The sequence below is a fragment of the Staphylococcus sp. HMSC062A01 genome, from assembly GCF_001836805.1.
Lineage (GTDB): Bacteria > Bacillota > Bacilli > Staphylococcales > Staphylococcaceae > Staphylococcus > Staphylococcus haemolyticus.
The window spans coordinates 26,496-38,151 of sequence record NZ_KV830598.1; the positions used below are offsets into that span (position 1 = coordinate 26,496).

Here is an 11,656-nt window from a genome sequence, read left to right on the forward strand (position 1 = left end):
CGTCGTAAGGCTTGTGAACTATAAACACATATTAATATCGAAATTTTTTAATTATTTGAATCTGATTGTTCGTTAATTTTATTTAAAGCGCTTTGTAACTCATCTTTTGCATCAGTTTCTTGTTGTGATTTTTGACGAACATTTTGATCGGATTTTGAATCTCCGCTACTATTTTCATTATACGGTATAAATGATGCACCTACAGATAAATCTATATAACCTTGGGTTTTCAAGTTACCAGAGTCGTCTTTTGATAAAGATTGTGACATTTGAGGATAATATTTAATTTTATTAGCAATCGTTTTTATGTTGCCAACTACTTGCATATCATCTTGCATATATAAAAGAATTCGATTTTGGCTATTTTGCTTAGGTGCGTACTTAATTTCTGAAATCATATCTCTAATTTCTGGAGACATCTTAGATAAAGATTTAATCATGTTGCTTTTTTCTTCACCTTTAAATCCTTCTAAAATAGGTCCACTTCCGGCAATATTACCATCAAAGCTTTTCAATTCTTGATTTCCTTCTATAATTGGCACATATTTATTCTTTTCTTTAACAACACCTACAACTTGATTTTCAGTTATTTGCACTTTTAACGTATTCGGTAATTGCTTTTTAATTTTTACGTCTTTTATTAAATCATTCTTCTTCAGATTATGAACACCTTTACGTTTACTATAGGTATACATTCTTGAATTATCTTTCACATCCAAAGCTTTTTCAACTTGTCTGTTACTCACATTGTTATTTCCACTAATTTTAATATTAGAAATTCTACTTAGTGGTGTAAACATGTAGAGTAAAAATAAAATTATTAATAATACTAAAAATGTAATGATAATGTACTGAATTCTTTTTTGACGCTTCCTTCGCTGAATTCTTAATTGTTCTTTTCTCTCTTGTGGTGATAAATGATCAAATTGTGTACTCTTGGCATGTTTTTTTCTTTTACGATTGTCATTGAACTCTTTAACTCTATCTTTAATAGATAGCTTATATGTTTTTTCACTAGAATTAGTGGAGAGTCTGTGACTATCATTCATTTTGGTACTTTCAACGCTTTGAGCATTTTCATCAGATGTTTCGTTAAATTGTTCAATTGCTTCATTTTGTTCCAATTGTTCGGATTCATTGGATTGATTATTAAAGTTATCTTCATCTATTAATTGATTTTGATCTTGTTGTTTAGAAGTCTCATTAGGCTTATTAATTTTATACAATTGAGCGTCAACTGTGGAAACTTTATTCTTATCCTTATGATTAGCATCTTGATTTGAAAGGTGTTCTTCATTGTTTAATTCTCGATTTCTTTTTTCAATAAGACTTTGAATCGAGCTCACCTTATTATCTTTACGTCGTTTATCTTTCACTTGATTTCACAACCTTTAATAAGATGGTAAGTGGGCACGGAAACTTTCTATAAATCTTTCTCCACGTTCTTCAAATGTTTTATATTGATCCCAACTTGCACATGCAGGTGATAGTAAGACAACGTCATTCGGTTCGACTACATCTTGTACCTTTTTAACAGCGTCTTCAATATCTGTAGCTTTCAGCACTAACTTACCTTGACTATTGCCAAGCTTAGCAAATTTTTCTTGAGTTTGACCAAAAACAACCATGACACGTACATTCTTCATATAAGGTATTAATTCATCGAAATCATTACCACGATCTAAACCACCACATAACCAAACGATTGGTTGCTTGAATGAATTTAATGCAAATTGTGTAGCAAGTGTGTTTGTAGCTTTAGAATCATTGTAATACTTGTTAGTGCGATTTGTACCTATATATTGTAATCTGTGATCTATACCAGAAAATGTCGTTAAACTATCTATAATTGCTTTTATTGGTACACCAGCTAAGATTGAAGCTAACACTGCAGCTAGAATATTTTCTAAATTATGTTCCCCAGGTAATACTAAATCATCTATATTAATAATTCTTATTCCTTTGTAAACAATAAACCCATCTTTAATATATATACCGTCTACTTCTTGTTGAGTAGAGAAATATAATGTTTTAGCTTTCAAATTTTCAGACTCAATTAAATGTCTTTGATGATAATTACATATTAGGTAATCATTTTCTGTTTGATTTTTGTAAATCTGTTTCTTGGCGTTTTGATAGTTTTCAAGCGTTTCGTGATAATCTAGATGAGCAGAATATATATTTGTGATAATCGCAATATGCGGACGATATTGCTCTACACCTAATAATTGGAATGAAGATAATTCAGTTATTAGATATTCATTAGGTGATGTTTCTTGTGCTACTTTAGATGCTACATAGCCTATATTTCCAGAGAGTCTACCAGTCAATCTACTTTTCTTAAACATATCGCCAATTAAAGAAGTCGTAGTTGTTTTACCATTAGTTCCAGTTACAGCTATAATCGGTGCTTCTGATATTAAATAACTTAATTCTACTTCAGTTAATATTTTCAAATGTCGCTGATATGCTTCTTGAATTATAGAAACTGTATAAGGAATACCAGGATTTTTTACTATAATTGGCTCATTATCTAATAGTGATAAAGGATGTCCACCATCAACTATTTTAACTCCTAGCGCCTCTAAATCCTTGGCATGAGGATCTTGTGACAAGTCTTTACCATCATTTACAGTCACATTGGCACCTAATTTGATTAATAACTTAGCTGCTTCATATCCGCTTTTGGCTAGTCCTACTACAAGAACATCTTTATTTTCTAATCCTGTATAATTGAGCATGCTAATGCACTCCTATCCATAATCCGATTAATCCTGAAATTAAACCTGCTGTCCAGAACACTGTCACTACTTTCCATTCTCCCCAACCACTTAATTCAAAGTGATGATGAATCGGGCTCATCTTAAAGATACGTTTTTTTGTAAGTTTATATGAAGCAACTTGTAACATAACTGAAGCAGTTTCAATTACAAATACTAGCCCAATTAGTAACAATGATAATTCTTGATTTAACATAATTGAAACTGTTGCGAAAATTCCACCTAAAGCTAAGCTACCAGTGTCTCCCATAAATACCTTTGCGGGATTGAGGTTATACGGTAGAAATCCTAATAATGCAAAAATCATTATAATACAAAATGCTCCAATTGCTGGTGAATCTAAAACAAAGCTCATAATGGCATACATTGTAAAACCAATGATTGATAATCCTGTTGCTAAGCCATCTAAACCATCTGTTAAATTCACAGCATTTGAGAACCCAACTTGCCAAAAAACAATAAAAATCACATATGCAAAAGATAATGGAATACTAATATTTGTAAAAGGTATGTTTAGATTAGTTGAAAATTCTACAAGATGGAGAACATCACTTAGTAAAAAGAATACTACTGCAATTGCAATTTGTGCTAAAAATTTCTGCTTACTTGTTAAACCTTGGTTGTTTTTCTTAACTACGATGATGTAATCATCAATAAAACCTATTAAACCAAAACCAATTGTCACAAATAATAATAAAATGATTGGATTTGAATTATCTACAAAGAAAATTGCAATAATTGAGGTAATGATAATACTAATTAGAAAAGTCAAACCACCCATTGTCGGTGTGCCTGTTTTTTTCATATGGCTTTGTGGACCTTCTTCACGAATGCTTTGTCCAAATTTCATTCGCTTAAGCGTTGGAATTAAAATAGGTACTAAGATAAAAGTAATTAATAGTGCGATAATCGCAAGTATAAAAAACATAATTGTCTCCTTTATATATTTAATTTTTAGTTTTGTCTTCTGAGTTTATTAATTGATAATATCTCGTTCATTTTATCAATATTTTAAAGTAAATTCATTTAAAATTTGTATGAGATCGTATGACGCCCTTTGAAGTAACACGAGCTGAGAAGGGAATGATAATAACCACCCCCTCACTTATATTTGCTACTAAAGTTCTATTTTGTAACCTATGCTCAATATGCTTGTCACAACTTTTAGACGTTCATTCAATTCTCATAACTTATCATCTACTTTTTCAAGTCAAATTATAATCAATCGTTAGAATCTTGACTATTGTTTGTCTGTTGTTCTTGTTCAGAAGAGGTCGAAGTATCATTCTTATTGTTTTTTCCCTTATCCTCTGAAGAACTAGCTTTATCTTTATTAGAAGAGTCATTTGATGTTGTCTCATTGTCATTTGTATTCGTCGATGTATCGTCAGGATCTTCTGGAGATAATTCAATTTCAACCTTACTATTGTCTTTTAATGTGGTTCCATTGTTAACCGATTGTTTTGTTACATATCCACTACCTTTAGTTGTAACGTTAATGCCGGTTAATTCTTGAAAGGCAAGTACATCATCTTTTGTCCAACCTTTCATATTTGGCATTGTAATATCACCATCAGTTAACAAGAGCACCTTACTATTAGGCAATAATTTTTTATTGGCTTTAATTGATTGAGATTTGACGTTATCTCCATTACCAATAACGGTTGCTTGTAAATCTTCAGATTTCAAACTTTCTTTTGCTTTTTCAGTAGATTGTCCAGTTACATTTGGTACTTTTGAATATTGTGCAGATTTAGTTTCATCTTTTTTAGAACCTACATTTAAATATTTAAGTGTATTTTCCATAATTGGTTTGAAAGCCTTACTTACACCCATTTCATAAGCTTCTTGATCATTCTTTTGAGCTAAGCTCATACCGGCATAAACAATAACTTTGGGATTTTTCTTAGGCGCATCACCAATGAAACTTACAAAGTATGGATTTTCACCCTTAACATATCCGCCGTTTTTTTCATCCGCCACTTGGGCAGTACCTGTCTTACCTTCAATATCATAACCATCTACTCTATAATTCATCGCATGACTCTTCTTACTATTAACTACTTTATCTAATTCTGTTTCCACTTTACTTGCGGTAGAAGCAGTAATTGGTTTGCCAGCAATTTCTTTTTTGCCTTGATAGAATGTCTTTTTGGAAATTGGATTTTTAATACTATCCACAAACCATGGTTTAAGCATATTCCCTTTATTAAAGAAAGCAGATTGCGCCTGAATCATTTGTACCGGCGTAACAGTTGTAGATTGCCCGAATGCTGACGTTTTTTGTTGTAATTCATTCGACCAAGCAATATTACCCTCTGCTTCACCATCAAACAGACCACCAGTTGGTTTGTTAAAACCAAATCTTTCGTACCATGATTTCATTTTGTCAGCACCTACTAAGTCTTGTAAGTGCATCATCAGCGTATTTGAAGAATAAGTAAAGCCTAATGACATTGGAATTTCGCCCCAACCAGTTTTATTCCAGTCGGAAATTCTAGAACCCATGATATCACGATGTCCAGACTCATATTTTTTCTTAGGATCAAACTTACCTTCCTGTATAGCTGCCGCTAAACCAAATGATTTAAAAGTAGAACCTGGTTCATACGTATTTTGATATAAATCATTCGCCCATTTTTTTCCGAAATCTTCACCTGTCTCAGGATTAAACGTAGGACGTTGACTGAATGCTAAGATTTCACCTGTTTTAGCATCCATGACAACAGCAAATAAATCTTTTGGTTGATATCTCTTAACCATATCATCCAATGCTTCCTCAACGAATACTTGTATATTTGAATCAATTGTTAAATGAACATCATCACCACGTTTAGGTGATTTTTCATTTTTAGTATTTGGAGCAATATATCCCCATATATCTTGTATATAAGATAATGCACCTTTAGTTCCACTTAAATAACTATCAAAGATTTTTTCAACACCAAGTGCACCTTTTAATTCGCCTGTATCTGGATTTTTTTGTGCCATTCCTATTAAGTGAGACGCAAAATTACCATTTGGATAAAAACGTTCAGTTTCTGGATATAATGTAATACCTGGTAAGTCCATTTTTTCCAGTTTCTGTTTATCTTGATAAGTTAAATTAGTTCCTTTTTGACCAAATTCCACTTGGAATGCTTTTTTCTGATTAAGTCGTTTTTCAATTTCTTCCGGTTTCATGTCTATAATTTTAGAAAGTTCTTTAGCTGTCTTCTTTTTATCCTCTACATAGCGAGGTTTTTCTCCACTTTTACCTGCGCTCTTATCGACTACCGCTACAACTTTATATCTTTCGACATCTTCGGCAAGAATTTTACCGTTTCTATCATAAATCTTGCCTCGTTCAGCTTGTTCATTGTTTTGAACTAAATATTTTTCATTCGCTCGCATTACTAAATCTTGTCCATCAGAATGCCCTGTGATCATAATATATGAATATCTTAAAACCAATATAAAAAAGAGCAGTCCGAATATACCAACAAGGAGGACTGCTCCTAATTTATTTTTTCTAATTTTAATTTTTCGCTTCGCCATTTGTACGCACTACCTTTACATTGTCGTTATTTAGGCTCATACCTTGTGCTTTAGCCTTGTCGTAAATGCGTTGGTAAGAAGAACTTTTTTTAATTTCAGATTGAATTGCGCTATTTTCACTTGATTGTTGTTCAATTTTGGAGTCTAAATCTGCAATCTTTCTATTCGTATCATACGCATCCATTTTTAAAGATAGCATATAAATAGCAATAACTGCAATTGCAGTAACAAGTGTTATGTATAAGTATTTCTCAAATCTTGTGAGTTGAACTACAACCTTCTTAGTAACTGTTCTTGTTTGTGGTTCCGATTGAGGTTGTTGTTTCGGTATACTATTGTGCTGGACGTCTTCATATGGTTCATATATTTCTTCTACAGCCATCGTCAATTACTCCTTATTTTAAAATTTCTGCAACACGTAATTTAGCACTGCGCGCTCTGTTATTTTCATCCAAATCTGTATCCGTTGCCGTAATTGGTTTGCGATTTACTCTCTTGAGTTTAGGTGTGTAAGCTTCAGGAATAATTGGTAACCCTCTAGGCACATCAGGACCCTTTTCATACTCTTGAAACATTTGTTTGCATAATCTGTCTTCTAAAGAGTGGAAAGTGATTACTGAAATTCTGCCTCCAACTTTTACAAGCTCGATTGCCTGCTCAATTGAATCTTCGAATGCAGATAATTCGTCATTAACGGCAATACGTATAGCTTGAAATACACGCTTTGCAGGATGACCACCTTTTCTTCGAGCTTTAGCAGGAATGCCTTCTTTAATGATGTCAACTAGCTCTAATGTAGTTTCGATAGGCTGATGTTCACGATGTGCTTCAATTCGTCTCGCTATTTGTTTAGAAAATTTCTCTTCACCATAGCGATAAAAAATCTTAACAAGTGCTTCATATGGCCATTGATTGACTACTTCGTATGCGCTAAGTTGCTGCGTTTGATCCATTCTCATATCAAGTTTAGCATCATGATGATAACTAAATCCTCGCTCTGGAACATCCAACTGTGGACTAGAAACGCCTAAGTCATAATAAATTCCGTCTACCTTTTCAATGTTTAAGTTTTTTAAAATGTCAGTTAATTCTCTAAAGTTACTATGTACGAACGTGACTTTATGTAGATGATCTTTCAATACCTCTTTAGCATTATCTAATGCTGTAGTGTCTTGATCAATCGCAATTAATCTACCGTCATCGTTTAATTGATTTAATAAATAGAGTGCATGACCCGCGCCACCAAGCGTACAGTCTACATAAATACCATCTTCTTTGATGTCTAAATAATCAATTGTTTCGTTAAGCATGACGCTAATATGATGAAACACGACTTATTCCTCCATTAAAAATCAAAATCTATTAAATCTTCAGCAATATCTTCGAAACTCTCTTCAGATTCATCATAAAAATCATTCCAAGTTTCTCTATCCCAAATTTCAATTCGATTTGAAACACCTATTACTGTACATTCTTTAATTAAACTAGCGTACTTCCTCAAATTTTGAGGAATGTTAATACGCCCTTGCTTATCCAATTCCACTTCGATGGCACCTGAGAAGAACATACGCATAAACTTACGTGCGTCTTTCTTTGTCATAGGTAAGGTTTTCATTTTTTCTTCTATTTGTTGCCACTCTTCAAGTGTGTAACCGAACAAACATTTATCAAGGCCTCGCGTGATAATAAAACGTTCGTTTAAGTCATATCTAAACTTAGATGGAATTATCATACGTCCTTTAGCATCAAGTTGATGTTCGTATTCTCCCATGAACATTATTATCACCTCACCTTATTTATAATTTACCACATATCCCCACTATCCTCCACTAATTCTGTAAAATATCTTAAAATTCTTTTTTCATACAAAAAAAACCTATTTTATCATTTCGATAAAATAGGTTTAAAGCTTGATTTATTAAGGTTTAATGATGATTTGATCAAATGTGTATTCAAGTGGTGGGAAAGTGGAGGGACTAAACACATCAATCCCAAAATCATTCATAATTTGTAGTGGATTCCAGATTCTTTCTTGTAATCCGTGGTGAGGATGTAATACTAAATCCAATTCTCTAAATTGTCTCATACTAATATCATTCTCACGTTCAATATTTAACAAATAGCGTTTCAGTAAATAATCAAATTGTTTATTATGAATTTCTTCATTTTTAGTTACTAAATTGAAATTATCTTGATTTTCCTTAACTTCATTTAATAATTGTTGATACACATTTTCATGTTTTGCTTTCAATTCTTCTACTTGTTGTATAAACATATCGGAAGCTTTTTCACGTACAAATTCATTTTTGTCATCATCGATACCATCTTGAATAACTTTTTCAACATTAAGGCTATATTGTTTAAGTAGTTTTTGTGTTCTTTCCATCATATATGTCATCTTCATACGTGGAATAACTATTGGCATTTCTACATTAAGTAATTTGAATACATTATTTAGTTCTGCCCAATATTTAATTTCACTTGGACCACCTATGAATGCTACTGTATTAAATAGCCATTCTTCCATGACTGGTCTCGTAACGACGTTGTTTGAGAAACGCTCCGGCTCTGTCTCTATTAATTCAATTAATTCATCTTCAGAGTAGGTAATATCAGATTTACTTAATTTAAAATGATTATCTTCTTTTGATATTAATTGACGCATACCATCCTCATGAAGGAACAAATGTACATTAGTATCTGTCTGTATCATTTGTGTTAATCCCGATGCAATGGTTTGCTCTTGTGTTTGTCTGAATACTTGATTAATTTTAGAATGATTATTTACTATTTCTTTGAGTAATGGTTTTTCAAGTTGTCTAAGCTTATCGTTCTGTGCATCGATGAGTAGCACACCGTGTTCTTTAAAGACCGTATGCAATAAAGCCTTAAATATATCAGTCCAAGTATCAAACTCATTAATAATATCCACGCATAATCTATATAAAGGTTTAGAATGTTTAGTTTCTTTTAATTCTTCGAAGAAAAGATTTAATGCATTAAGCATAGCTTCCTTATCAGGAGTATATCTTGAAATATTTGTTTCTGGAGGCGTCATTGTATGGTACTTCACTTTCTTTAATTGCGCCTCTTTCACATTATAAACATACGTATGATTCACTTCATCAAAATCATGATCCTCTCCAGCAATCCAAAACACAGGAATAACCGTTTCACCGTATTCTTTAGTTAGTTGACTACTTAACGTTACTATCGAAAGAATTTTATGGAAAGTGTATAAAGGTCCCCCAAACAATCCTGATTGTTGACCTCCAATAACTACTTTAGCTCCTTGTTCAAGCGCCTCAATATGCTCTAGCTGAGAAGTAGTTAATTTCAAATCCGCCATATAGTCTTTAATGATTTGTGCTAATTGTTTTTCTCTACCATTATTAGCACGTTTCATTCTAGTCGTGAAACTAGCTGTCTCAACTGGGTTATATTGATAAAATTCTAATAAACTTTTATCACTTTCTTTTAATTTTGAAATAAATGAATCTTTTTCTTTAAAATGAGTTACTCGACAATCCATATCTATACTCCTTCAACATAGCTATTACTCATATAGTATAAAGATTATAGCATTATATGACAATTTAACGGCTTAAAAATTTATAATTTTTGAAGTGAAATTTACCCTTTCGTCCTGAAAATACAATTGAATGAAATTTACATATTATTTAAGTTATAATATAACAAAAGAAATAAGGGGGATAACGCAAATGAGTGAAGTAAAACATCTTGAAATTAATTATAAAACAGACGAATTGTTTGAGGCTTTTAGAGAATTCGGTAACAAAGATTTATACATGGTTGAAGAACTACAAGGCCAAATGATCGATGCCAGTTCTGAATCACCATTCTATGGCATCTTTCACGGTGAAAACCTTGTTGCCCGAATGGCTTTACTAAAAAAGGGTGACGTTGAGGAAATTTACTTTCCAGAATTCGATGATTATTTACTACTTTGGAAATTAGAAGTTTTAAATAACTATAAAAATAAAGGGTACGGTCAGTCACTCATTGATTATGCAAAATCTTATCATATGCCTATCAAAGCCATTGCACGTCAAAATTCTAAAGATTTTTTAATGAATCAAGATTTTGAGGATGTACACGCTAAAAATCCTGAAGGTCATGATGTACTCGTATGGTCTCCTAAATAATTAATTATAATATGGAAAAACTACGGAGTGATAAAAGTTCTATCAGAATCTTTACCACTCCAACTTTTTTGCATAAAATGTTTTTACTCATTTTCAATTAAATCAACTAATTCACTCAATGATTTAATTTCGTAATCTGGATTTATATCAGAATTATTCTTTTTATTTCTTACATTAAACCAGCATGTAGCTATTCCCGCATTTTTTCCACCTAATACATCTGAAGTTAATGAATCACCAACAATAATGGTAGATTTTCGTTTGTCCTTACCAATTTTTTCAAACACATAATCAAAAAACTCAATCATTGGCTTTTGATAACCCGTTTCCTCTGATATAAATACATCATCAAATGTGTCTTTAAATTGTAATTGTGCGATACGTCTTTTTTGAGTATCTGTAACACCATTAGTAACAATATAAAGCTCATTGTTTTGAGCTAATCGATCTATCGTTTCTAGAGTAGAATCAAAATGCTTAATGGGTGCTTTAGCTAATTCATCCCTAAAAGTAACATCTGCTTGTTTACCATCCACTTCAATCCCATAATGATTAAAATATTCAATGAATCTGTGTGAAAGAACTTCTTCTTTAGTTAGTTTATTCTTTTGAAAAGCCTCCCAATGTGCCTGATTAATTTGTTTAAAAAATTGAAAGTCTTCTGCTGTTGGGTAATGATGATAATGTTTGGCCATATTGTGAAAAGCTTTATCTTCAGCATCATAAAAATCAACTAATGTATCATCGAAGTCTAATAATATTGTATTATATTTCATATTTTCATCCTTAACGTTTATTTTCTAAAATCTATTTTAACAGAAATATATTTATAAATTAAAAAAGACCAGAGCGCTTGCCCTGGTCCATGATAATTAAAATTTCAAATTAGAAGCCGAAAATTTTACCTAAAACACTGATTCCGTTTTCTACGATACCTACGATGCTTGTACCCATTTCAGCCCAGTCTTTATCTTGTCCTGCTTGTACTGCTGCTGCAATTGCTTCTGCTAATTTTTGCATATTTATCTCTCCATTTCTCTATAATTTTTTAAGATTTAAACTAAGTTTTAAAATAAACGTTAAATTAGAAACCAAAGATTTTACTTAATTCAGTTACACCGTTTGAAACGATATCTAAAATACTTGTACCTAATTTAGTCCAGTCTTGGTTTT

General features: G+C 31.9%; 11 protein-coding genes and 1 pseudogene. 1 reads left to right on the plus strand and 11 read right to left on the minus strand.

Annotation, left to right across the window (positions count from 1 at the left end; all coding sequences use genetic code 11):
- Window positions 1-47 precede the first annotated feature (47 nt).
- The 8 genes from HMPREF2715_RS00125 to bshC all read right to left on the minus strand — a co-directional run bounded on the left by HMPREF2715_RS00125 (window position 48) and on the right by bshC (window position 9,849).
- A complete protein-coding gene (locus HMPREF2715_RS00125; protein WP_070582053.1) occupies window positions 48-1,376 on the minus strand; it encodes a cell division protein FtsQ/DivIB in 1,329 nt (442 codons plus the stop codon).
- 15 nt (window positions 1,377-1,391) lie between these two features.
- Complete coding sequence (gene murD, locus HMPREF2715_RS00130; protein ID WP_070678604.1) at window positions 1,392-2,741, minus strand: UDP-N-acetylmuramoyl-L-alanine--D-glutamate ligase; 1,350 nt, start codon at window positions 2,739-2,741, stop codon at window positions 1,392-1,394.
- Window position 2,742: 1 nt separating this feature from the next.
- A complete protein-coding gene (gene mraY / locus HMPREF2715_RS00135; protein WP_070839119.1) occupies window positions 2,743-3,708 on the minus strand; it encodes a phospho-N-acetylmuramoyl-pentapeptide-transferase in 966 nt (321 codons plus the stop codon).
- Window positions 3,709-4,001: 293 nt separating this feature from the next.
- Window positions 4,002-6,317: a penicillin-binding protein gene (locus tag HMPREF2715_RS00140; RefSeq protein WP_070678601.1), complete on the minus strand. Its 2,316-nt coding sequence runs from the start codon at window positions 6,315-6,317 to the stop codon at window positions 4,002-4,004.
- Window positions 6,298-6,699, minus strand: coding sequence for a cell division protein FtsL (ftsL, locus tag HMPREF2715_RS00145; RefSeq protein WP_070582049.1), 402 nt, complete (start codon window positions 6,697-6,699; stop codon window positions 6,298-6,300). The genes HMPREF2715_RS00140 and ftsL overlap by 20 nt, the downstream gene beginning before the upstream one ends.
- Before the next feature lie 13 nt (window positions 6,700-6,712).
- Entirely contained in the window at window positions 6,713-7,648 is a 936-nt protein-coding gene (gene rsmH / locus HMPREF2715_RS00150) for a 16S rRNA (cytosine(1402)-N(4))-methyltransferase RsmH (protein WP_033080059.1), read from the minus strand.
- Window positions 7,649-7,662: 14 nt separating this feature from the next.
- Window positions 7,663-8,094 (minus strand): division/cell wall cluster transcriptional repressor MraZ, encoded by a 432-nt coding sequence (mraZ, locus tag HMPREF2715_RS00155; RefSeq protein ID WP_070582048.1) that lies wholly within the window; start codon window positions 8,092-8,094, stop codon window positions 7,663-7,665.
- Between the two features lie 141 nt (window positions 8,095-8,235).
- Window positions 8,236-9,849, minus strand: coding sequence for a bacillithiol biosynthesis cysteine-adding enzyme BshC (bshC, locus tag HMPREF2715_RS00160; RefSeq protein ID WP_070582047.1), 1,614 nt, complete (start codon window positions 9,847-9,849; stop codon window positions 8,236-8,238).
- Between the two features lie 190 nt (window positions 9,850-10,039).
- On the opposite strand from bshC, the gene HMPREF2715_RS00165 reads away from it, so the two are divergent.
- Entirely contained in the window at window positions 10,040-10,483 is a 444-nt protein-coding gene (locus HMPREF2715_RS00165; protein ID WP_070440621.1) for an N-acetyltransferase, read from the plus strand.
- An 83-nt stretch (window positions 10,484-10,566) separates the two neighbouring features.
- Here the strand turns inward: HMPREF2715_RS00165 and HMPREF2715_RS00170 are convergent, their stop codons facing one another.
- The 3 genes and pseudogenes from HMPREF2715_RS00170 to HMPREF2715_RS00180 form a co-directional block, all read right to left on the minus strand.
- Complete coding sequence (locus tag HMPREF2715_RS00170) at window positions 10,567-11,259, minus strand: YjjG family noncanonical pyrimidine nucleotidase (protein ID WP_070582046.1); 693 nt, start codon at window positions 11,257-11,259, stop codon at window positions 10,567-10,569.
- A gap of 109 nt (window positions 11,260-11,368) precedes the next feature.
- Window positions 11,369-11,503: a phenol-soluble modulin PSM-beta-1 gene (locus tag HMPREF2715_RS00175; protein WP_070582045.1), complete on the minus strand. Its 135-nt coding sequence runs from the start codon at window positions 11,501-11,503 to the stop codon at window positions 11,369-11,371.
- Between the two features lie 64 nt (window positions 11,504-11,567).
- Window positions 11,568-11,656, minus strand: a pseudogene (locus HMPREF2715_RS00180) (phenol-soluble modulin PSM-beta-2); the annotation flags it as partial.

What these genes read in the sequence shown, in the direction of transcription:
- murD (WP_070678604.1), bottom strand. Translation starts at nt 2,741, where the DNA reads ATGCTCAATTATACAGGATTAGAAAATAAAGATGTTCTTGTAGTAGGA.
- mraY (WP_070839119.1), bottom strand. Translation starts at nt 3,708, where the DNA reads ATGTTTTTTATACTTGCGATTATCGCACTATTAATTACTTTTATCTTA.
- HMPREF2715_RS00140 (WP_070678601.1), bottom strand. Translation starts at nt 6,317, where the DNA reads ATGGCGAAGCGAAAAATTAAAATTAGAAAAAATAAATTAGGAGCAGTC.
- ftsL (WP_070582049.1), bottom strand. Translation starts at nt 6,699, where the DNA reads ATGGCTGTAGAAGAAATATATGAACCATATGAAGACGTCCAGCACAAT.
- mraZ (WP_070582048.1), bottom strand. Translation starts at nt 8,094, where the DNA reads ATGTTCATGGGAGAATACGAACATCAACTTGATGCTAAAGGACGTATG.
- bshC (WP_070582047.1), bottom strand. Translation starts at nt 9,849, where the DNA reads ATGGATTGTCGAGTAACTCATTTTAAAGAAAAAGATTCATTTATTTCA.
- HMPREF2715_RS00165 (WP_070440621.1), top strand. Translation starts at nt 10,040, where the DNA reads ATGAGTGAAGTAAAACATCTTGAAATTAATTATAAAACAGACGAATTG.
- HMPREF2715_RS00170 (WP_070582046.1), bottom strand. Translation starts at nt 11,259, where the DNA reads ATGAAATATAATACAATATTATTAGACTTCGATGATACATTAGTTGAT.
- HMPREF2715_RS00175 (WP_070582045.1), bottom strand. Translation starts at nt 11,503, where the DNA reads ATGCAAAAATTAGCAGAAGCAATTGCAGCAGCAGTACAAGCAGGACAA.